The following is a 22,607-nucleotide window of genomic DNA, read 5'->3' as shown; positions in this document are numbered from 1 at the left end:
GGAACTGACGAGGCCTGATATGCAACTTGACCACATCACAATCCGCACCTGCAATTTGCCAGAGGCAAGGGCGTTTTTCCTGAGCGTTTTTCCTGATTTGGAAGAGCGCCCGCGCCCCAGGGTCATTCGAAAGATTCCCGGGCATTGGCTCTATGTGGGCTCAGATCCCATCGTGCATCTGATTGGATCGGCTGGGGGGCACTTGGACCGGGGCGGGGAGGCCTGGGATCATATCGGGTTCAGGTTGCAGGGTTATGCCGAATTTCGGAAACGGCTCGAACTTTTGAGCATTCCGTATTCGCAGATGGACCTCCCGGAATTGGATGAACGGAGGTTGTTTTTCAGAACGCCGGGCGGCCCGGTCATCGAGGCCGTATTCCACGAACCACGAAAAGAGGAAGACCAAAATGAACTTTGATACCTCAACAAAATCAATTGTGATCGGCGGCACATCCGGTATCGGTCGCGCCGTGGCAAATGCGCTGCGTGAACGACCCGGCGAAGTTGTGGTTGCGAGCCGCGCAACCGGATTTGATATATCGGATCCGGAGCAGGTTAAGAGGTTCTTTGAAGAACAGGCCGCTTTCGATCATTTGGTTATAACTGCGGGATCTCAGGCACCTGGGGGAAAGCTAACAGGATTGGACTTGGAAGGTGCAAAAGCTGCGTTTGAAACGAAATTCTGGGGAACAGTAGGCGCTGTTCAAGCTGCGGCAATTTACATTCGCCCCGGTGGAACCATTACTATTACTTCAGGATTTTTGGCGCGGCGCACTGTGCCGGGAACCTTTGTCAAAACAGCCATGAATGCGGCCCTTGAAGCTACGGCCATGATCCTTGCGCGTGAATTGGCGCCGCTTCGGGTCAATGTGATCAGCCCGGGTTTGACCGAGACTGAAGCCTATGCAGGAATGGATGCTGAGGCCCGAAAGTCTATGTTCCAAAATGCAGCAGGAAATCTCCCGGCCGGTCGCGTTGCACAACCTCACGATCTTGCCGCTGGCTATCTGTTTGCGATTGATACGCCCTCGGTGACGGGGGCCGTGATCGATATCGAAGGTGGGGCACTTATTGCATAAGTCTCACTACATACAGGCAGGGTATTGGTCGAGTGTTGGTGCGGACGGCCATTTGGGCCAATGAGCCAATCACGCGGTAGTAAAATTCCCCACACATCCGGTCGGTCCTTTATGTGCCGATCGGAGCCTCTGCATCGGTCATATCTCCTGTTATGGCTTTCGATCATCATATTGGGGATCAACTGGCCCATTATGAAAATGGCGCTGCATCATGTAACGCCGTTTTGGATGGTAGCGTTACGCTATTGCCTAAGCCTACCGGTGATCGCTGTTTTTGTAGTGGTCGCGCGGCAAAGATTACCAACGTTTGAGCGACGGGATCTGCGTGTTATTCTTGGCGTCGCACTGCTTCAATTTGTTGGGCAAATGGGATTGGTGACGCTGGCCCTGCAATGGGTGCCAGCCAGCACCGCAAGTATTCTCATATACACCACGCCCGTGTGGTTGGTGCTGATTGATCGGATTTTCTTTCGACAACAGGTTTCGCCACGTCGACTTTGGCCAACGCTGGCCTCTGCAACGGGCTGTGTTCTGGTCTTGTTAGGGGCCGGCCGGGTTGGAGACGTGGGACCGCTGTTTTTGATCTTGCTCGCCGCGTTATTCTGGTCATCTTCGATGAAGCTTATCGCGACGCATAATTGGATGGGCGATGTCCGGGATGCACTTTTCTGGCAATTTTTGGTTGCAGGGGCGATCTCTGTTCCAATTGCGTTCTTGATGGAAGGGGGGATGAACTTTCATTCTTTTTCGCTCGCCGGGTTGGGGCTTCTTGTATTTGTCGGTCCGGTGGCCACCGGGCTTGGGTTCGGACTGATGGTGGCGGTAGGGCGAACGCTTCCTGTGTCACAAATAGCCTTGTTCAGTACATTATCACCAGTGATCGGCTTTGTTAGTTCAGCACTCTTGTTGGGTGATCCCTTGAATTTGATGATTGTGGTGGGTGCGGGAACGCTGCTACTGGCGCTTGTGTGGGGAGCCTTATCAAGCAAGTCATCTGCTTAGATTTAAATTGGCCGAAAATCTACAAAAACTGACCTGAGCGCGAATGCAGGCCAGTCCTTTCTTTCGCAAAATATCGGCAACTCGGGGTGTGACCCCGCTTTCAGGAATTATCTGAGGATGTTGCGATGACCGTGCTGGATCTGCCCAAACCCGACTATGCAAACAACATGAAACTGATCGGTCATTCTGATCAAGGCGGTCGCCCGGATGGGGTGCAGTTGATGATCAACAAGGGTTTTGCGTTTACTGGGCATATGTTTTCAAAGGGGTTCAGCGTGATTGATGTGCGCGATCCCCACAATCCAAAACCCGTGGCATATGTTCCTGCACCGGCCAACACGTGGAATATCCACCTTCAGACCCACGAAGACCTGCTTCTGGTGATCAATGCAAAAGACATGTTCGCCTCAGCGGAGTTCCAGGACGAAACCGAGTATTACAAAGGGGCATTGGGCAAGAAGGTCGGCACAGCGCAGCAGACACGGCAGCGCGACTGGACCGCCGGTATGACAGTCTACGATATCTCCAACCCGGCTGAGCCAAGAAAGATTTCGTTCATGCCTGTCGAAGGCGGGGGAATTCATCGGATTTGGTATACAGGCGGGCGTTGGGCCTATGCGTCTGTACTTCTGGACGGGTTCACGGATTACATCTTCATGACAATCGACATGGCTGACCCGGCCAATCCGAAAGAGGCAGGACGCTATTGGCTGCCGGGCATGAACCTGGCAGCTGGCGAAGAGCACAATGGTGAGCGGCGAGGTGGCCTGCATCATGCGATCATTCATGGCGATACGGCCTACGGGGCCTGGCGCGATGAGGGCATGGTGGTCATTGATGTGTCCGATCGCAGCAATCCCGAATTGATCGTCCACAAGAATTGGTCTCCGCCGTTTGGTGGCGGAACACACAACTGCCTGCCACTGCCGGACCGAGACTTGCTGGTTGTTGTGGACGAAGCGGTGCTCGATAACTGCGAAGACGGGATCAAGCACATCTGGATGTTTGACAACCGTGTGCCTTCAAGCCCGGTCAGCATCTCGACATTCCCGATCCCGTCGGAGGCTGAGTATTGCAAGAAAGATGGGCATTTTGGGCCGCATAACATCTATGAGAACCGACCCGATGGGTTGGTGAGCGACCAGATGATTTTTTCCACAATGCAGAATGCGGGCATTCGGGTGACTGACATTTCAGATGCCTATCGTCCTAAGGAAGTGGCGGCCTTTGTTCCGCCCAAGCCAAACCGGTTGATTGATCACCGTCCGGGCCGTCCATTGGTGATCCAGAACTGCGATGTCTATGTCGACAAACAGGGGCTTGTATACGCAAACGACTACAATGGCGGATTGTTCATTCTGGAGTATCAAGGCTGATATGAAAGATGTGCCTGTAGGAATACCCAGTGTAACGAAGACGGTTCAGAACTATCTTTCTACGCTTCAAGATGCGGGTTTTGTCGGAGAGGTGATGTCTGATCTCGCGGATCGTGTTGCTTGTTCGACCGACAATTCGATTTACCAGATCCTGCCGCAGGCCGTGATCTATCCGTTTGATGGGGATGATCTGACCCTTGCGGTTCAGGTCGGGCAACGGGGGGAGTTCACATCGGTGGTGTTCCTTCCAAGGGGGGGAGGGACATCGACCAATGGACAGTCCTTGGGGGACGGTGTTGTCGTGGATACATCGCGCCATATGCGGCGTATTCACGACTATGATCCCGAGACCGGACTGGTGCGTGTCGAACCCGGTCTGGTCCGTGATAAACTAATCGATTTTCTGGCCCCACATGGGCGGTTCTTTGCGCCGCATGTCTCTACCACAAGCCGGGCTACGATCGGTGGCATGGTGTCAAATGACAGTTCGGGTAAAGGCTCCGTGGTTTATGGAAAGACCTCGGATCACATTCACTCGATTGAGCTTGTCCTACTCGATGGAGACGTGGCGACGTTTGATGCGAAACGTGCAGTTGGCGACAACGACGTAACCCAAGCGGCCGACCGTATCTGTCGTGACGTTGAGAAGATACTTGCGCCACATTTCAACGAGATTGAACAACGCTTCCCCAAAATGAAACGTGGCTTTACCGGATACAATCTGAAAGAGGTGCGGGCAGGGGATGGGGTGCTCAACCTGCCAAAGCTCTTGGCCGGGTCAGAGGGGACCCTGGGTTTCATCAAATCTGTCACCCTGAAATCCGAACCGATCCCTGCCCATACGGCGCTTGCGGTGTTGGTGTATGACAGCCATGACACCGGACTAAGGGCGGTCCCGGATCTGCTGGAAGCCCGCCCTCACGCCATCGAATTCATAGACGATAAAATTCTCGGAGCGGCTCTTCGATCTCCGTTTGCTGAGGATGTTCGACAGGTTTTAGGGATCACAAATGAAGGTGGTGCCTTCGCTGCGCACTTCTTCGAGATGTCAGATGAGGATGAACAGGAACTTGAGCGTAGACTCGTCAGCCTTAAGGAGCATTTGAACAGCCGCATCGCACCCGCGTTGCGCCCCATCGGCATTAAGATCCTTAGATCGCCTGATGATATCGCTCGCGTCTGGGAAATCCGCCGGGCGTGTCAGGGGTTGCTCGCGGGATTTGACAAAAACAAGCGTGCTGTGGCGTTTATCGAAGACTGCGCAGTGCCACCTGAAAACCTGGCTGACTTTGTCACGGAACTGGAAGCGGTTCTGGAAGCCCGTAACATTCCTTTGGGGATGTATGGGCATGCTGATGTGGGGTGTGTGCATATTCGGCCGCTCATGAACCTGACGGCGGAAGATGAGCGCCGCCAGATCCGTCAGATTTCGGATGTAGTGTTCGCTCTTACGCAAAAATATGGTGGGCTGTTGTGGGGAGAGCACGGCAAGGGGTTGAGGGGCGAGTATTCCGAGCAAGTGATCGGAAGCGAACTTGTGCATGTCATGCGCCAGATCAAAACGCTTTTCGATCCATTGAACCGAATGAACCCAGGGAAAATTGCAAGGCCGATCGATGACCAAAACCCAATACTAGCCCTGGATGAGGTGCCGATGCGCGGTGCCTTTGATGCACAGATAGAGCCGGACCTAGCCGCGCAGTATTCCAATGTCCTGAGATGTGACGGCAATGGCGCCTGCTTCAACCAAGATGCCGCGCAGCCATTTTGCCCATCTTACAAGATCACAGGAGATCGCCGTCTCTCGCCCAAAGGTCGGGTCAGCATGCTACGGGAATGGGCGCGAGCGCGTTCAACGGGTGAGGTTGCCAGTGCCCACAACATCGCAGAAGAGCTAAACGAGGTCCTCGAGACGTGTCTTGCATGCAAGGCCTGTGCGGGGGCGGGTTGCCCAGCAAAGGTGGATATCCCCGAGATGAAATCCCAGTTCCTGGACTGGTACCATGAGGACCGCAAGCGGCCCGTTGCTGATCTTCTCGTAGCCAACCTCGAGCGGGCGGCGCCATTGTTGGATCGAATTGGCGGTCTGGTAAATACTCTGCAGTCTACCGCGCTTGTCAGGTGGAGCATGGTGCGTGGATTTGGGTTGGTCGACTTGCCAAAGCTTCGCCATCGCCGCAGTTTTCTTAATCAGTTGCAAAAGCTGAATGTTCAGACCATGTCTGCGGCCACCCTGCTCGAGATGCGAGACGCGGAGCGGGCAGGGACTGTTGTAATTGTTCAGGACTGTTTCACAAGTTTCTATGACGCCGACGTTGTGCTGGCCCAGGTTGAACTGGTCAAAAGGCTTGGCTTCACCCCGGTCCTGCTGAACTATCGGGCAGGGGGCAAACCCTTGCATGTAAGAGGGATGTTGGGCCGTTTCAGGCAGATGGCGCAGCAGAACGCACATGATCTCGCAGAACTATCCAAAGCTGGATTTTCTCTTATTGGTGTCGATGCGGCAACCACGTTGATGTATCGACACGAATACCTAGAAACGCTGCCTGACTGCCCAGATCTGGGCGTGCAACTGCTCAGCGAATGGCTGGGTGCGCAAGACTTGCCTCTGCTTGACGGAGATATCTCCTACACGATGATCCAGCATTGCACCGAGCGTTCGCTGGAACCGCAAACGTCTTCGCAGTGGCAGAGTGTTTTTGAACGCTCTGGTCTGTCGGTCAATCTTGTCAAAGCCGGATGCTGTGGGATGTCAGGCTTGTTTGGTCATGAGGTCCGCCATCAGAAGATGTCGCGTGCACTTTATGACGAGAACTGGCGGGCGGTGGTCGAAGCCGAAGCGGAAGGGGGCTTGGTTGCAACCGGGTATTCCTGCCGCTCGCAGGTGAAACGTTTGTCAGGCGTACAGGCGCTCCACCCAGCCCAGATCTTGTTAAGCCACCTAAGAAATCGTTGATGTTCATCTAATGAAAACATCGGGTGCATATCTAGTGCACCCGATACCATACATTCAAAGCTCTTCGCGTTCCTTGTTGTAAGGATGTGTCAGGTCGTTCCCAAAAACCGAGCGATAGGTGTCGTATCGTTTCCCCAAATGCTCCCGCCAAACGGAAAGCCCAAGCAATAAGATGCTGACCACCACAAGAACTGCGGTCAGGATGGGCATCGGGTATTGCATCAGGCCGGAACCGACCGCGGCGGCAGCACAAAGCATGGTAAAGAACCCGGCGGTTTTATGGTAAGATTCCATGCGGCGGCGGCGTGGAGTCATGCTGAAATGGTCCCCTTCCCAGGTTTTGGGATCTTCGGGGTCAGCGATCTCGTAGTACCGTCCCCCGTGGGAACCGCGAAAGAATGCCGAAATACCTTGCAGAACCCCAAGTCCAATTGTTGCAAGGCCTAAGATGGAATGCAGTGATCCGGAGACGCCTTGGCTGACCACCAGTGCAATCAACATGCCCGCCAGAGACAGAAGAATTGCCAGGTTCAGCCCCCACTGATGAATGTGAAACCAAACCCACTCCGGACGCCATATAGTTCGGTAAGCGGTGATCCCGGTTTTGGTGGGTTTCGGTTTGAAATAGCGCAAAGAGATAATGCCAATGGGGACCAGCACGAACCACACCGTAACCATCAGGATGGCGTGATAATTCCAGTGGATTTCAACCGTGCGGCCAAGGAATTCGAGATAGACCTCTTCGGGGATGTTGTGTTGAGTTTTCATGGTTCCTCCCTCAAATGCGGCTTATTCTTCGCGTGGTCCCGCAATGACCGTAAAGCTGGCTTTGGCCAGTGTGTGCTGGTGAATAAAAAAACCGGCAAGAGCTCCGGTGGCGTTGTCCGGAATGTCCAATGTCTCGGCATCCAGTGCATGCAGGTAGAACGTGTATCTGTGCTTGCGACCCACTGGGGGACATGGTCCAAAATAGCCTGGCTCACCAAAATCAGTATTCGCTTCTTTGATACCCTCCGGCAGCGGCCCACTGTTTAATCGGGTAATATGCCTTGGAATGTCATAGGCGACCCAATGCCAAAATCCACTGCCTGTTGGGGCGTCCTGATCATAGAAGGTGAGGGCAAAACTCTTGGTCCCAGCCGGTACGTTCTGCCATTCAAGTCTTGGGCGTTCGTTCTCACCGCTGCACCCAAAACAGTTCAGGTATTGTGCGGACGAGATGTTGGCGTTTTCTTTAAGTGTGGTGCTGTTGAGTTGCAGTGTCTGCTGATCCGTCATGTTTCACTCCTGGTTCGGAAGACCGGACGATATCGGACCACTCGTGCATATTAGCTGCTGACACGGTGAGGGTGCTCTCGGATCTCATCTGTCCCAATATCGCCTATTTCTATCATTTTTGCCAAAAACGGCCAGTCAGGGCATGCGGGATTCGGACAAACTCCTTGGAAATTCGGTCAAAGGCTGCGCGCCGGATGTGCTGGAGATCTCTTGCTTTGTTGACAGTGCTTTGATCCATTTGTCAGCCCGTTAGAGGCTAGATATTCTTTCCGCACCTGGGCGCACCGATCTGGCGAACGCGGAAGGTGTCTTTCCAACATAGTCCAGGAAGGCGTTTGAAAAGGCGGAGCTGCTGGAAAATCCCACCTCAAAGGCTGTCTCGGTCACAGATTTCTTTTCTTTGCGCAGCAGTTCCATGGCCTTGTTCATGCGGAGTTCCCTAATGAACTCCCGCCAGCTTTGCCCTAGTTCGGTTTGCATATGGCGCCGCAGAGTACGTTCGGACATTCCAACATGTTCGGCGACTTCGGGCAAAGAGGTGGCTGGCCCGTGCGACCGCGCAAAATCTATGACCCTCTGGATGGCTGAGTTTTCTGCATAAGGCGTCCACATGATCCTCTCATGCTGGAACCAGCCCGGAACCATATCCCCCAATGTCAGAAAAAAGGCCTTGCTTTTGCGTCGGCATCGCTCTTCCTCAGGGCTCCATTTCAGCGAATACTGCGCCATATGCGCCGCGATATCGGGGATTTGGCCAACCCAACACCCGTCGTGGTTCCAAGTTACCTCGTTTTTGCAGAACTTCATCACCAAACCAGAAGAGGGCATTCGAATTCGAATTCGAAACATGCGGCCCGCTGGTATGAAAACCATATAGTCGGCCGGGATCGCCCACTCGCCATTATGACCGTAAAGCTCGAGCTCTCCGGATTGACACATCACCAGCTGCCCGGCGGCTTCTTGCTCCGACTGAAACGAGCTGCGGTCGGCCTTGAATGCTATGGAATGGCTATGGTCCGGGTCGGTGATGCTAAACGGTTTATCAATCTGAATTTCCATAAAATAAACCTCCCAGCAATGCGATCGAGTGGGTTCTTCGCGCCAATGCCAACGTGGCCGATTCAAGAATAATATTGACCGATTATCGAATGCGGGACAAGGCCGAAATAGTGGATAACTGCTAAATCGTTTAATTTGGGACACCTGAGTTGGCGATGATGGGAGGAAAAACATGGACAAAGAGCGCACTAAAAGTGCGGGCGTCCCAGTCTTGTCAATCGAAGGGTTGAACAAGCGGTTTGGCGGAACGAAAGCCGTTACAGACGTCAGCTTTACTGTTTCAAAAGGGGAGATTGTCGCACTTCTCGGTGAAAATGGCGCGGGCAAGTCGACGCTCATAAAGATGCTGGCCGGGGTCTATTCGGCCGATAGTGGACGCTTCTTGTTTGAGGGCGACAAATTTGACCCGAGAGGGTCAAATCCGGGCGTGGCTTTCATTCACCAGGATCTGGGACTGATTGAATGGATGACCGTCGCCGAGAATATCGGCTTGATGCAAGGGTCGTTTGAACGTCGGTTTGGTCTGATCAATTGGCGACTGACCCGCAAACGCGCCAGCGAAGCCCTTGCACTGGTTTCCGATACAATCGACCCGGATATGCGGGTGCAAGAGTTGACGCGAACCGAGAAGTCCCTGGTCGCGATTGCGCGGGCACTTGCGCGAAACGCCAAACTGCTTGTGTTGGATGAACCCACCGCAAGTCTTCCGCAATCAGATGTCGAGATGTTGCACGAAGTATTGTGCCGCCTTCGGGAAACCGGTGTGGCGATGATCTATGTGTCACATCGTTTGGATGAAGTATTTGCGATCGGTGATCGCGCCGTGGTGTTGCGTGATGGGTTTCTGGTCGGGGATGAGCCAATTGGAAAGTTGGATGGCGATAGCTTGATCCAGTTGATCATTGGGCGCGCACTGGAAGAGGTGTTTGTGCACCCCCCCGCGATGGAAAACAGCCCCGTTGCGCTTCGACTGCAAGAGTTGTGCACCGATGATGTCGGGCCAGTGACTTTTGATCTGCGCCGTGGAGAAGTCCTGGGGTTGGTTGGGCTTCGCGGTGCGGGGCAGGACGCTGTGGGCCACGCTTTGTTTGGACGCAGTCCAATTGCAAAAGGCAGGGTGGAGCTTGAAAACGGCGCACCTCTCAAAACCTCGCATCCACAACAATCCATAGAGCAAGGGATCTGCATGGTGGCCGGTGATCGGAACGCTGAATCCATCGCCCAAGGGCTGACCATTCAGGAGAACCTGTTCATCAACCCGGCGCTGACTGGGCGCAGTAACCTATCGTTTCGCACGCCTGCCGATGAGGCTCGCGAAGCACGTAGCATTGGTGACGCGTTCGATATCCGTCCCAACGACCCGTCGGCACCCATTGAAACCTTGTCAGGTGGCAACCAGCAGAAGGTTGTGATGGCCAGATGGATGAGCGTTGGAGGCTCGGTTCTGATCTTGGAAGATCCAACCGCGGGCGTGGATGTTGGCTCAAAAGCCGACATCTATGCGCTACTGGCCAAAGCGCTGGAAGACGGGCTTGCGGTGTTGCTTATCTCGACCGACTTCGAAGAAGTGGCCGCATTGAGCCACCGCGCTTGCGTCTTTCATGACGGCCAAATCGTTGCGGAGATCCCGCAAGAAGACCTCTCAATCACATCCCTACTGAATGCCGCGTCTTTGGATCCGGCGAGCAAGGAGCCCAGCCATGCAATCGCTTGAATCCAACGCACTCGAACCCACACAGGCACAGTTGAAAGGCCTTTCGACCCCCGCAAAGATCATACGTTTCCTGCCAGTCTATGGTCTGCCGATCCTGACGCTCGGGTTAATCCTGCTGTTTTCCATTTTGCTACCGCAGACCTTCCCAACTTATCTGAACCTGCGGGCAATTCTCGGGGAAAAGTCCGTGATCGCGTTGCTGTCGCTGGCTGCAATGATCCCGATGATGACGGGCCGGATCGACCTGACAGTAGGATATGGGATCGTCATTTGGCACGTGCTCGCGATCAGTTTGCAAACGGTCTATGGATTTGACTGGACCATTGCCGTCGTCATCGTGTTGCTTGGGGGCTGCGCCTTGGGCCTGCTGAATGGCCTGTTGGTCGAGGTGGCCCGGATTGACAGCTTTATCGCCACGCTAGGAACGGGCACGGTCATTTACGCATTGGCGCTTTGGCATACCGGTGGTCGGCAAGTGATTGGCGCGTTGCCCGAGGCCTTTACTGGCATCTATGCACACACAGTTTTCGGCCTGCCAGTTGCAGCGTTTTATGTTTTGGCCATCGCAATCGTGCTGTGGGTGGTGTCCGAATACCTGCCAATTGGCCGTAATCTTTATGCCATTGGCGCAAACTCGCGGGCCGCTGAACTGAACGGTATCCGTACCCGCCGTTATGTGATCGGAGCATTTATCGCTTCTGGCCTGATCGGTGCGATTGCCGGGATTGTTCTGGCTGCGAAACTGCGCATTGGCCAGGCCAGTGTTGGGCTCGAATTCCTTCTGCCCGCCTTGGTCGGTGCATTTCTGGGATCCACGACCATTAAACCGGGACGCGTGAATGTCTGGGGCACGATGGTTGGCGTGATCATCCTGGCTGTCGGCATCTCGGGGATCCAGCAACTTGGCGGTGCGTTCTTTGTAGAGCCACTGTTCAACGGGGCCACCCTTTTGATTGCGATTGGTATTGCTGGCTACGCGCAGCGTAAGCGGAGCTCCGTGCGCCATGCCCGTGTTCCCGACGTGAAAGCGGAATCCAACAGCCAACAAAAAGAAGCCTGAGACATAGACGTTCAACGAGGAGGAAAACCATGAACACGACACTTCAAAAAGCGGTCTTTGCCGCAATGCTGGCCGGATCGGCGCTTGGCGGACAAATGGCGCTGGCAGATGCGGTGAGCGATGCCAAAGCCTACGTTGCGGCAGCCTCGGCTCCTAACGCTCCTTGGACTGGGCCGACGGCCGGCCCGGAAGCCCAGCAAGGCAAAACCGTGGTCTATGTCTCTGCGGATCAGCGGAACGGCGGCGCACTTGGTGTGAGCGAGGGCGTCAAGGAAGCGGTTGCAGCCATTGGTTGGGATCTTCGCATCATTGATGGACAGGGATCGGTTTCCGGTCGCTCATCCGCAATGCAACAGGCGATTGCGTTGCAACCCGACGGTATTATTCTGGGCACGATCGATGCCAATGAACAGGCCGAGGCGATCCGTCAGGCGGATGAGGCGGGTATTGTGGTTGTAGGGTGGCATTCGACCGCCTCCACCGGCCCGTCGGACAAACATCCAATTTTCACAAACATCACGACCGACCCCCTTGAGATTTCGCGAGCTGCGGCTTCACTTGCGGTCGCCGATAGTGATGGTACGGCAAATGTGGTGATCTTCACGGACAGCGTGTACGAGATTGCGATCGCGAAATCCGATGCGATTGCCGAGGTGATCAGTGCGTGTGAAGGGTGCAAGATTCTCTCCGTCGAAGATACGCCCCTGGCCGAAGCCAGCACGCGAATGCCGCCCCTGACAAACGCGCTGCTGCAGCGTTTCGGGGATGACTGGACCTATTCTCTGACCATCAACGATCTGCCGTTTGATTTCATGGCTCCGGCTCTGATTTCGGCGGGCAAGGAGCAAGGTGGGTTCCCAAGGAATATTTCGGCGGGAGACGGGTCCGAGGCAGCATTCCAGCGCATCCAGCAGAACTTCTATCAATACGCCACGGTTGCGGAACCGCTTAATCTGCATGGCTGGCAGGCCGTTGATGAAATGAACCGTGCGCTGGCGGGAGAAGAGCACTCTGGATTTGTGGTGCCGGTTCATCTCTTCACTCCTGATAACGTGATGGAAGATGGTGGCGCCGACCTCTCTTATGATCCCGGCAATGGTTATCGCGATGTCTATCGCAGCATCTGGGGTGTGAACTAAGCCTTACAGGTCCAGGACAATGGCAGGCCCGTCTAGTGGGGCCTGCAACTGGATCGGCTGCTTATGCATGATCCAGCCCCTGCCGGAAGTGACCTCTCCCCACGCTTCCGGCAGAATTCCGTTCAAATCGAACCGGGTTCAGACGCACCAAATACATCTCACCGGAAGGACACAGCATGTTATTTGACCTCAGAACATACCGCACCCGCCCTGGAACATTGTCAAAGCAATTGGCGCTATACGAAGAGCTTGGGTTCGAAGCGCAAAAGCGGCATTTGGGAAACCCTGCCTTTTATGGTGTTGTCGAAAGTGGCGATGTAAATGCCTATGTACATCTTTGGCAGTATGAGAATGCAGCAGATCGCGAGACGCGCCGCAAGGCCCTTTATGACGACGCCGATTGGTTGGCCTATCGTCAAGCCGGCGCGGAGCAGGGTTATCAAACCGAACAACACAACACGTTGCTGAAGCCTGCCAAGTTCTGGCTGCCCGGAACACGCAAATGAACCAGGTTACAACAATACCCGATCCGTTGGTTTGGGGGCAGGGAGGCCCTGTTTTCGAAGTGTTTCTTGAGCCAACTTGCCCGTTTTCAGCAATTGCTTTTGGAAAGCTCCCTTCTTTGCAAAAGGAGTTCGGAGAGAAAGGGCTTGTCCTGAAGGTCTGGTTGCAGTCGCAGCCCTGGCACATGTTCTCAGGAATAATCTGTCGCGCGATCCTGGCCGCGTCCTGCCGTGCTGATGGAAAGGCGTCTGCTTGGGCTGTGATGGAAGCCATTTACGCGCAACGTGAGAGTTTCGAGTTTGAGCACCACTGCTCAGGTCCAAATATGGACGTGACGCCAAATGCTCTTATCGAGCGGATTGAATCTGTTGGCAGTGTACCGTTGAAAGTGCAGTTTGCGCGACATGATCTGGATCGGGAAATCAAAAGGCACGTCAAATATGCCCGGCAAAACGGCATTCAGGCTTCGCCAACATTTATGATCAACGGCATCGTAGATCCCGGTTTGGGAAGCCGCGATCCTATTGGAAACTGGGTGGATGCCCTGCGAAAAGTGTGATGCGTTGGCGGCCCAATCAGGCCGCCAACCGGAGCGGGTTTATTCACCTGCGATTTCGAGCGCCTCGTTGTGGGCAGGATAGTCGGAATACCCTACCGCAGTTCCGCCAAACAGGGTTGCCGGGTCGAAATCGGCCAAAGGCAGGTTTTCAGCAAACCGGCGAGGTAAGTCTGGATTGGCGATGAAAGGCCGACCATAGGCCACGATGTCGGCCAACCCATCGGTGATGATTTTCTCGCCACGTTCGTGAGTGTATTTTCCAGCAACGATAATAGCTCCCGAATACACCTTGCGCAGATCGCGGCGGAATTGTTCGGGTACGATAGGGGCATCATCCCAGTCGGCTTCGGACAGATGAACATACGCAATCCCGATGTTGTTCAGAGCCTCTGCGGCTTTCAGGATAACCTCGATGATCTCGTCATCTGCCATGTTGCGTTGAGTGATGTAAGGTGACAGCCGAATGCCGGTTTTGTCGGCGCCAATCTCATCGGCGACGGCTTCGGTGACTTCGCGCAGAAATCGGATACGGTTTTCCTGCGATCCGCCGTAGTCATCGGTTCGTTGGTTGGAAGACCGCCGCAGGAACTCGTCGATCAGATACCCATTTGCCCCATGAATTTCGACCCCGTCAAAGCCGGCGGCGATGGCATTGGCCGCACCTTGGCGGAAATCCTGAATGACGTCCGTGATCTCAGCTTTAGACAGCGCCCGTGGAACTGGGCAATCTACCATGCCACCTTCGCCAGTTTCTGGATCAACAATCCAAACCTGAGCGTCGGGCGATAGGGCAGAAGGAGCAACGGGTTTGCCATCACCGTGAAAGCTCTCGTGGCTCATCCGTCCCACATGCCAAAGCTGCAAAAAGATGTGCCCTCCAGCTTCGTGTACGGCGTGTGTAATGAGCTTCCAGCCCTCGATCTGTTCTTCTGTAAAGATGCCTGGCGTGAAGGAGTAGCCTTGCCCTTGATTTGAAATCTGTGTGGCTTCGGAAATGATCAGCCCGGCGCTGGCGCGTTGCGCGTAGTATTTCGCCATCATCCCGTTGGGAATATCGCCAGGCTGAGTCGTGCGCGCACGCGTCATTGGGGCCACCGCAATGCGATTGGGAATGCTGATTTTTCCGAGCGTCAATGGTTTAAAAAGGTCGTCGCTCATGTTTGGGTCCTTTCGGTGTTTGTGGGTTGAGGGCGACAGTTGTTCACCCGTCTCCGATTGGACCTTCGCTCTTTTAAAAAAATTTGTTAATGAGCCTATAAATACAAAACCTTTTAGGATTTCCAAACAATATGATCGAGAAGATTTCCGACCTAAAACTGTTCAAACGGATCGTTGAGCTTGGATCGCTGAGTGCGGCCGCAGGTGACATGGGAATTTCGCCTGGTTCAGTTTCATTGCGTTTGGGCGCGATGGAGCGTTCGGTTGGCGCAACTTTATTTCGCCGGACGACACGGCAGCTGCACCTGACCCCTGCCGGTGAAGAGTTCCTTGAGGTTTCGTTGAATGTTCTCAACGACCTGGCTGCTTTTGATGAACAGATCTCGCGCGAGAAACGAGAGCTTTCAGGAGTGATCAAAGTCACGGCGCCTGTCGACCTTGGGCGCAACTATATTGCCCCATCCTTGGATCGGTTTGTTGAGGCAAACCCAAGTATCTCGGTTGACTTGGTGTGCACTGATCGGGTGACAGACCTAACCGAGCGTGGGATCGACATTGCAATACGGTATGGGGCGTTGATGGATAGCAGCCTGCGCATTCGCAGGATATCATCGAACAAACGCATTCCTGTGGCTTCTCCTGATTATGTCGAGAAACATGGGGTGCCGGAACATCCGAAAAATCTTACTGAACATGACTGCATGTTGTTGTCCTCTCTTGGGGACAAAAACGATACATGGACATTCGTTGAGAATACCAAAGCGCTGGCCGTAAGAGTATCTGGTTCACGGGCAACCAATGATGGCGAAGTGCTTCGTCGGTGGGCATTGGAAGGCAAGGGGATCGCGTTGAAATCGGCCTGGGATGTGGCGGAAGACGTCAATTATGGTCGCCTTGTTCCTTTACTTATCAACTACTGCCCACCCAATGTAGATTTGCAACTGGTGTTCCCCCCTTTAGCGCGCCAGCCAACAAAGGTGCGCCGTTTATCGGACCACATCGTCCGGGAACTGAAAATCCTCGACAAGTGCCTTGAAACTATCAGTCTGACGCCACACTACCTTGAAAAAGATCAAAATCCTGATTGAAGGGTAAATCCCAGCGTTTGACCAATTTTCTAGAAAGCAAAATACGCCATTAGCGATTTGCAGAAATGAGATTGCGAAGAATAGCGCCTGTTTTCACAGGCAATGCGACGTGCCCCATTTAGGTGCACGTCGTTCTTTAGTGGAGGCGTTTTCCCTCGGTCGAAAAAAGGTGAAAGCGGTTTGGATCCAAGTCAACGGTGACACTTGATACCGCCTCAAGATCATCCTCGGTTTCAACTGAAGCAGAGAATGAGATTCCGCCCAATTCCAACATGAGCGTCGTTCTGTTGCCGAGTGGCTCCATATCAACGACGTGCGCATTTTTTTCCGAGTTTTGGGTGTTGCCGACAACAGAAACGCCAATATCTTCTGGACGAATACCCAAGAGAACGTCACCTGTAAAAGCGTCATCTCCAACGCCTGGCAGGCCAAATCTGAGGTTAGAAACTTGCACCTCTGTCTTGCCGGAAGTGCATTGAATCTGGGCAGGCAAAAGGTTGATCGGAGGGTTGCCGACAAACTGAGCGATTTCCGTAGTGCTTGGTGCAGAATAGAGTTCATTCGCAGTTCCAGATTGGACGATTTGACCTCCCATCATGACATTCACATTGTCCCCTAATGCCAGCGCTTCAGTAAAATCTGGAGTCGCGAAAATTATGCTGTGTCCGCTGGCTGAAAGCAATCGCTTCAACTCAGCTCTCAATTGACTGCGCAGCACGGCGTCAAGGCTGGAAAGTGGTTCGTCCAAAAGATAGATTCCAGCAGGTTTCGCCAAGGCGCGTCCAATTGCGATGCGCTGTTTCTCTCCACCACTGAAAGAAGCGGGTTTGCGATCAAGTATGTGGCTGACATGGAGAATTTCGGACAGCTCCTTCACTTTTGCCTCGATCTCCCGCGCTTCCATACCCTGAGTACGCAAAGGATGTGCAATGTTTTCATAGGCGGTGAGGTTTGGGTAAAGTGCGAGACTCTCAAACACCATAGAAACTGCCCTTTGGTTGGGCTGCAACCCTGTTACGTCCTCGCCATTGATCATGATCTGACCTTGGTCTGGCGTCTCCAAACCTGCGACAAGCCGCTGCAATGTTGTTTTGCCAGCGCCGGTTGGTCCAAGAAGCACCACCAGATCCCCCTTCGGGACCACCAAGGATACGTCATTCAGCGCCGTGGTCTTTCCATACCGTTTGGTAAGATTTCGGATTTCAAGAGCATTCATGCTGCATTCTCCTTGTTGGCAGTCGGCGTGATCACCTGAACGCCGGTTTCCGCGTCAAACAGGCTGATCATACCGGTGTGGAAGCGCAGGCTGCACGTCTCACCGATTTGATGGCTGACATCGCGGGTCGAGCGAAGCTTGATTTCGTGGGCACCTAGCAGCAACGTGACAATCGTATCCGCGCCGAGTTGCTCGATCAGCAGGATTTCTGCACGCACATCAGAAGCACCAGGAGCAAGAAGATCAATCGATTCCGGGCGCACGCCCAGCGTGACCTTGCGACCGTTTTGCAGTGAAAGCTCTGGCGATACCTTGTTGACCTGAATGGAAGCACAACCGATATCAACAAAAGTGCCAGCTGCGCTGGACTGAATGGAGCCAGATAAGAAATTCATCGGCGGATCACCAAGGAAACCGCCAACAAAGGTTTCCTTCGGAAAGTGATAAACTTCGTGAGTGTCGCCATAGTGCACAAGCCTTCCCTGTTCCATGACCGCAATCCGGTGTGCAAGAGAAAGGGCCTCAATCTGATCGTGAGTCACATAGATCACGGTCTGTCCGGTCTGTTTCTGAATGCGTCGGAGTTCCTGACGCATTTCATTGCGCATCGCGGCTTCGAGGTTAGACAAGGGTTCGTCCAACAATAAAATCGAAGGGTTGGTGACCAGCGTTCGGCCCAAGGCAACGCGCTGCAACTGCGAGCCGCCCATGCCAGTCGTCGGGTTGTCCAGGCTGTCAGTCAATCCCATCAGGTCGGCCGTTTTTTCTACCTCTTCTGCAATATCCCGTTTCGCCATGCGCCGAACCTTCAGGCCGAAAGCCAGGTTTTCGCGGACTGTCATGTTCCCGAACACAGCGTAGTCCTGAAAGACAAGCCCAATCCCGCGTTTTCCTGGCGGAACCCCAAGCATCGAGCGCCCATCAATACGGATGTCGCCAGCACTTGGTTCCGTGAGCCCAACGATCATATTGAGCGTAGTGGATTTACCGCAGCCGGAAGGGCCAAGCAGCGCGACGGTCTCGCCCTGTTCGATTGCCAGGTCCAAACCCTCAACCGCCGTGAAGGCGCCATAGGTTTTACGCAGGTTTTTGATTTGCAATTTTGTCATGTGTTCACCTCTTCACCGCACCAAATGTCAGACCACGAACAAGATGGGTCTGAATGAAGTAACCAATCACCACCAGTGGCAGCACGGCGACAACGGCCAGGGCTGCCTGTACGCCGTAAAGCTGACCAGCCGTGGCTGCGAAGTACTTGGAAAGCTGGACCGGGATTGTCACCACATCTTTGGCGGTGAGCACGAGACCAAACAAGAACTCGCTCCAGTTCAGGATGAAAATGAACAGTGAGGTTGAGATCAGTCCGCCGCGAATTAGGGGAATGGTAAACCGGATATGCGCCTGAATGCGGCTCAGCCCATCCAGCATGGCAGCCTCTTCGATCTCTTTCGGCAGATCGTCGATGAAGCTTTTGATCATCCAGACGGAAAATGGCAACGTGAACGCTGCATAGCACAAGATCAAGCCAATGTAGGTGTCGATTAACCCGATTGAGTTGAACATCACAAGAAATGGGATCGCAATCGCGATTGGGGGAAACATCCGCCCGCTCAGAATCATCAGAGGCGTTGAATTCCCACCAAAACGATAGCGCGAAATCGCCAAGGATGCGGCAAGCCCAACCGAAATCGACATGACGGTTGCGCAGGTGCTGATAATGATCGAACCGATGATGGCCCGCCACCCGGTTTCGCTGACTGAAGTCGCCGCACTCTCTGCGGCTCCGGCTTGCGAAACGAACACAGCGTTGAAATTATCAAGCGTCGGCTGCTCGGAAATCCAGACCGGAGGAATTGCAACCCATTCAGTTGAGGGTTTGAAAGCGGTCGAGACGATCCAAAAAATCGGGAAGACCGCAAAGAACAGGGCCAGCGCCAGAGCAATCCAGGCCCACCATGTCATTTTCTTGCTGACAAACATTGTTACTTCTCCCTCAGAATTTGACGGGTGACTGGGCGCAGCATCAGGTTGACGCCGATGACTGTGAGCAGCAGCACGATAAAGGCGGCGGCGGCGGCATAGGCGAGCCGGAAATCCTGAAACGCGAGTTTGTAAAGATACTGGCTGACCATCTCGGTGGCGGTTCCGGGTCCGCCCCGCGTCATCAAGAAAATCTCGTCAAAGATCTTGAGGATCTCCATTGTCCGAATGACAAAAGCGATAATGATGACTGGCAACAGGTTCGGTAAAACCACCGACCAGAAAACGCGCAACGGGCTTGCTCCAAGCATTACTGCGGCTCGGATTGGATTCTGCGGAACAGCATTCAATCCAGACAACAGCACAAGGAAAAACAAAGGCGTCCAATGCCAGACTTCCGCCATCACGATAGAAGCAAATGCCGTAGCATCGTGCCGGAACCATTCGATCTGCGGCAGTCCACCTTGAAGTGTGATCCAGCCGATGATTTGATTGATTGGCCCGTTGGTCTGGAACAGCATGAACCATGTGTACCCAACCACAACCGGCATAATCATCATAGGGCTGAGCAGCAGGGAAAACAGGAGTTTCCGCGCTGGGATTGCCTTGAGGAACAGGATTGCCAATCCCAGTCCCAGCATGAACTCCAGCGACAGGCAGATCACCGCAAAAAGCAATGTGCGCCCCAGTGCCTGCAGGAAACGTGGTTCATAAACGATCAACTCTTCGTAGTTGAAGTAGCCGATGAACTCGGCCTCCCAAAGCGATCCGAAAGTTGGTTGCCAGTTGGTCAGGCTAATCCAAAGCTCCAGAAAAAAGGGAAACACCATCATACCCATCAGCAGAAGTTGCGACGGTATGATCAGCAGAAGCGGCAGGGTTTTGGGGTCATTTGGATTTCGTTTGAACAGACCCGGAGGTCGAGGTGCCATTTCTGGCACCTCCTGTGTTGTTGTGTCGGTCATGTGATTTACCTTCTTTTCAGGTCCAAGAGCTTACGCCGTGGCGTGCTTTGATTTTCTCTGGGAAGGTTCTGGCAAGAGAGTGCCAGGATTGAATTTGGCGGTCCTTGCCCATACGTCTTGTTATGCGTGCCATTTCTTTGGCCGCATCATTCATGGCCTCCTCGGCCGTTTTCTTGCCCAGTACCGCTTCGACGCAATTTCTATCCAGGGCTTCTGAATACTCAAAGGTTCCGCGGATCACGAAATCCGGGATCACATCCCCGATCTGATCCCAAGCGGCGTCCAGCCAGGCCTGAGTGTACTTTTCTTTCATCGCAGCGCCGGGCGATTTGAAGTGGTTGGTCCGCGTAGGATCGAAATAACCGCCATTCATTGGAATGGCCCGATCAGACACATCCGGGGCCGTATGCCACTGCGCAAACAGATAAGCCAGCTCCGGGATTTCTGAGTGTTCGTTCACAACATAAAGCCACCCAAACGCATTGACCGACGCACGGATCAGCTCTCCGTCAACAATCGTGCCCGGCACAGGAGCAGAAAGAAGGTTGCCGGCAACGGCCTCGGAAATGGCGGGATCGTTGTTATAGCGGAAGAACGAGGGCCAGCTGAACGTGCTGAAGACATTGCCTATGCCGTATTGATTGTAATTTTCAGACCAGCCATTGGTGAACGCTTCTTTTGGCAAATTTGGTTCGCCAGCGATTAGTTCTTCAAGTGCGGCGATCCCTTCCGGGGTGTTGCAAAGCGGCTCCATGTCTTTGTCGAAATAAAGCATACCCTTTGAACAGAAGCGCTGCATCCACTGCCATTTTGTGTAGAATGGGGCGCGATATTCCAATGATCCATAACGGCCTTCTTCTGGGCGTGTGAAGAATTCGACAAGTTGATCATATTCACCCCAAGTGTCAGGTGCCGCAAGGTCGCGACCATATTTTGCCTTGAAAGCGGCCTGTTCCGCCGGGTCTTCCATCCAGTCCTTGCGCATATAAAGCGCCCAGTTGTCGGCATCCGCATAAAGCGCGCGATAACTGCCACCATATTTGCAGCCGAATTCAGAGAATGGGTATGGGATACGGTAGGCCCCATGATCCAACTCGGGCTGGTATTTTTCAACATAGTCGCCAAGTTCTTTTGCCAGGCCAGCTTCTGTGAAGTCCGGCAAAGCGAAAACAGGCCCGATGATCAGGTCATACTGCCCGGTTTTTGCCACTGCTTCCTGCATGGCTTTGGAATAAAGCTCGGTATTGGGAACCTCGATCAGTTCGACGGACAATCCGGTCAAAGATTTCCATTCATCCAGAAAAGGCGTCAAATTCCCACCAGATCCGCCCGGAATGAGGATGGAGATGGTTTTCTTGGCCGCTTTTCCGGCCAAATTGGTTGCTCCCTCTACCGCACGATTGGCGATGTCGTGGATCGTCTCAGAATCCGCAAAAGCAGCGCTGACATGCAGGATACCTGGCATCGCTGCCCCTGTCAGTGCTGCAGCCGAGCCTTTCAAGAAGCTGCGGCGTTTTAACTGTTGGCCGGGCTTATCGGTGATTTTGTGCATGTGACTTTCCTCCCTATTGATGGAAGGAACGCTACGATTTTAGATTTTTAGATTAATCACTGAGTTTCGTAAAAGATTATTGAGAAATCTTAAACTCTGAACATGTTAACTCGCGGCGAGCCATGTGCTCCATTGCTCAGGATTGGCTCCTAGCCACGAGACAGCGGCCTGGCGTGGTGTTTTTCCAACACAGCAGATTTCGCTATCAAGTTGGGATACTGTTTCATTCCCGAGGTGCATCCGGTCAAGAAGTGCGCGGCCTTTGGCATTCAGCTTGTGGGCTGCATCTTTTCGTAGCACCAAGGTTGCGTCGTCTCGCCCTCCAAGCAAACTCAATGGGTCTTCTAATTCACGTAGCTTGGACTGCCCGTGCAGCCACTGAGGATGCCAGAGCGGTACGATCGCCAGTTCGCCCTTGGCTTCTGCATCCAAGTAAGCAGAAGTACACTCATCAAGAGTTCCATTTTCGAAGTGGAACCCTTGTCTATCAAGTTGATAATCTCGAACCATTTGCCGCGAAAATCTGCTGATGCCAGCTCCGGGACCAATGCCCTGAATGCGTTTGCGGAAAAGTGCGGCAACCTGTGGGTTGGCCAGATCAGCAACCGAGCGAATGTGCTGAGGGGCCCGGTTTGAAATGCCCCAGATACAATAGGGGTTATAGATGACAGAGAGTTTCAGCAGTTCGTCAGCGTATGGCTCGATGTAAGTTCCATGACTGGCAGGAAGCCAGGCGGACACGACAAGATCCACGTCACCTGCTTTTTGCATGGCGTACATGTCTTCATGGGGGGCTTCTTTCACGTCCACTTCCTGGCCGGTTTTTGTTAGCATCTCACAAAGAACTGCCGCCGCTGCCTTGTGAAAGCTAAGCGCGATTTGTCCTACAACCAAAGGTGTGCTCATCCGTAACTCCCTCCGC

At 53.7% G+C, this 22,607-nt stretch carries 20 protein-coding genes; 10 read left to right on the top strand and 10 right to left on the bottom strand.

The window, feature by feature from the left end:
• Nucleotides 1-407 precede the first annotated feature (407 nt).
• The 4 genes from QEZ52_RS23100 (at nt 408) to QEZ52_RS23085 (ending at nt 6,413) form a co-directional block, all read left to right on the top strand.
• A complete protein-coding gene (locus QEZ52_RS23100) occupies nt 408-1,079 on the top strand; it encodes an SDR family oxidoreductase (protein WP_343211415.1) in 672 nt (223 codons plus the stop codon).
• A gap of 192 nt (nt 1,080-1,271) precedes the next feature.
• Nucleotides 1,272-2,081, top strand: a complete 810-nt coding sequence (locus QEZ52_RS23095) for a DMT family transporter (protein WP_343211414.1) — start codon at nt 1,272-1,274, stop codon at nt 2,079-2,081.
• Between the two features lie 125 nt (nt 2,082-2,206).
• Nucleotides 2,207-3,457, top strand: a complete 1,251-nt coding sequence (locus tag QEZ52_RS23090; protein ID WP_343211413.1) for a hypothetical protein — start codon at nt 2,207-2,209, stop codon at nt 3,455-3,457.
• On the top strand, nt 3,378-6,413 hold the full coding sequence (locus QEZ52_RS23085; RefSeq protein ID WP_406651425.1) for an FAD-binding and (Fe-S)-binding domain-containing protein: 3,036 nt from the start codon (nt 3,378-3,380) through the stop codon (nt 6,411-6,413). The genes QEZ52_RS23090 and QEZ52_RS23085 overlap by 80 nt, the downstream gene beginning before the upstream one ends.
• Nucleotides 6,414-6,467: 54 nt before the next feature.
• On the opposite strand, the gene QEZ52_RS23080 is transcribed toward QEZ52_RS23085, so the two are convergent.
• The 3 genes from QEZ52_RS23080 to QEZ52_RS23070 form a co-directional block, all read right to left on the bottom strand.
• Nucleotides 6,468-7,181: a cytochrome b561 domain-containing protein gene (locus QEZ52_RS23080; RefSeq protein ID WP_343211411.1), complete on the bottom strand. Its 714-nt coding sequence runs from the start codon at nt 7,179-7,181 to the stop codon at nt 6,468-6,470.
• Between the two features lie 21 nt (nt 7,182-7,202).
• Complete coding sequence (locus QEZ52_RS23075) at nt 7,203-7,691, bottom strand: YbhB/YbcL family Raf kinase inhibitor-like protein (RefSeq protein ID WP_343211410.1); 489 nt, start codon at nt 7,689-7,691, stop codon at nt 7,203-7,205.
• Between the two features lie 249 nt (nt 7,692-7,940).
• Entirely contained in the window at nt 7,941-8,750 is an 810-nt protein-coding gene (locus QEZ52_RS23070) for a helix-turn-helix transcriptional regulator (protein ID WP_343211409.1), read from the bottom strand.
• A 172-nt stretch (nt 8,751-8,922) separates the two neighbouring features.
• On the opposite strand from QEZ52_RS23070, the gene QEZ52_RS23065 reads away from it, so the two are divergent.
• From QEZ52_RS23065 to QEZ52_RS23045, 5 genes are all read left to right on the top strand, one after another.
• On the top strand, nt 8,923-10,464 hold the full coding sequence (locus QEZ52_RS23065; protein ID WP_343211408.1) for a sugar ABC transporter ATP-binding protein: 1,542 nt from the start codon (nt 8,923-8,925) through the stop codon (nt 10,462-10,464).
• Nucleotides 10,451-11,524, top strand: coding sequence for an ABC transporter permease (locus QEZ52_RS23060; RefSeq protein ID WP_343211407.1), 1,074 nt, complete (start codon nt 10,451-10,453; stop codon nt 11,522-11,524). The genes QEZ52_RS23065 and QEZ52_RS23060 overlap by 14 nt, the downstream gene beginning before the upstream one ends.
• Nucleotides 11,525-11,553: 29 nt before the next feature.
• Complete coding sequence (locus QEZ52_RS23055; RefSeq protein WP_343211406.1) at nt 11,554-12,663, top strand: substrate-binding domain-containing protein; 1,110 nt, start codon at nt 11,554-11,556, stop codon at nt 12,661-12,663.
• Between the two features lie 176 nt (nt 12,664-12,839).
• A complete protein-coding gene (locus QEZ52_RS23050) occupies nt 12,840-13,169 on the top strand; it encodes an NIPSNAP family protein (RefSeq protein ID WP_343211405.1) in 330 nt (109 codons plus the stop codon).
• Entirely contained in the window at nt 13,166-13,726 is a 561-nt protein-coding gene (locus tag QEZ52_RS23045) for a thioredoxin domain-containing protein (protein ID WP_343211404.1), read from the top strand. Before QEZ52_RS23050 ends, QEZ52_RS23045 begins: the two co-directional genes overlap by 4 nt.
• A gap of 39 nt (nt 13,727-13,765) precedes the next feature.
• On the opposite strand, the gene QEZ52_RS23040 is transcribed toward QEZ52_RS23045, so the two are convergent.
• Nucleotides 13,766-14,884: an alkene reductase gene (locus QEZ52_RS23040; protein WP_343211403.1), complete on the bottom strand. Its 1,119-nt coding sequence runs from the start codon at nt 14,882-14,884 to the stop codon at nt 13,766-13,768.
• Nucleotides 14,885-15,015: 131 nt separating this feature from the next.
• Between QEZ52_RS23040 and QEZ52_RS23035 the strand changes: the two genes are divergently transcribed.
• A complete protein-coding gene (locus tag QEZ52_RS23035; protein WP_343211402.1) occupies nt 15,016-15,972 on the top strand; it encodes a LysR family transcriptional regulator in 957 nt (318 codons plus the stop codon).
• Between the two features lie 136 nt (nt 15,973-16,108).
• Here the strand turns inward: QEZ52_RS23035 and QEZ52_RS23030 are convergent, their stop codons facing one another.
• The 6 genes from QEZ52_RS23030 to QEZ52_RS23005 form a co-directional block, all read right to left on the bottom strand.
• Complete coding sequence (locus QEZ52_RS23030) at nt 16,109-17,188, bottom strand: ABC transporter ATP-binding protein (RefSeq protein ID WP_343211401.1); 1,080 nt, start codon at nt 17,186-17,188, stop codon at nt 16,109-16,111.
• The gene (locus QEZ52_RS23025) at nt 17,185-18,297 is read right to left on the bottom strand and encodes an ABC transporter ATP-binding protein (RefSeq protein ID WP_343211400.1); all 1,113 of its coding nucleotides are present in this window, start codon (nt 18,295-18,297) and stop codon (nt 17,185-17,187) included. Before QEZ52_RS23025 ends, QEZ52_RS23030 begins: the two co-directional genes overlap by 4 nt.
• Before the next feature lie 4 nt (nt 18,298-18,301).
• Nucleotides 18,302-19,168: a carbohydrate ABC transporter permease gene (locus QEZ52_RS23020; RefSeq protein ID WP_343211399.1), complete on the bottom strand. Its 867-nt coding sequence runs from the start codon at nt 19,166-19,168 to the stop codon at nt 18,302-18,304.
• A gap of 2 nt (nt 19,169-19,170) precedes the next feature.
• On the bottom strand, nt 19,171-20,133 hold the full coding sequence (locus QEZ52_RS23015) for a sugar ABC transporter permease (RefSeq protein WP_343211398.1): 963 nt from the start codon (nt 20,131-20,133) through the stop codon (nt 19,171-19,173).
• Nucleotides 20,134-20,149: 16 nt separating this feature from the next.
• Nucleotides 20,150-21,685, bottom strand: a complete 1,536-nt coding sequence (locus QEZ52_RS23010; RefSeq protein ID WP_343211397.1) for a substrate-binding domain-containing protein — start codon at nt 21,683-21,685, stop codon at nt 20,150-20,152.
• 105 nt (nt 21,686-21,790) lie between these two features.
• Nucleotides 21,791-22,591, bottom strand: a complete 801-nt coding sequence (locus tag QEZ52_RS23005) for a glycine betaine ABC transporter substrate-binding protein (protein ID WP_343211396.1) — start codon at nt 22,589-22,591, stop codon at nt 21,791-21,793.
• Nucleotides 22,592-22,607: the final 16 nt, after the last annotated feature.

The sequence above is a fragment of the Aliisedimentitalea scapharcae genome (assembly GCF_045277565.1).
GTDB classification, from domain to species: domain Bacteria; phylum Pseudomonadota; class Alphaproteobacteria; order Rhodobacterales; family Rhodobacteraceae; genus Aliisedimentitalea; species Aliisedimentitalea scapharcae.
This window is presented reverse-complemented; position numbering and strand designations above follow the sequence as displayed.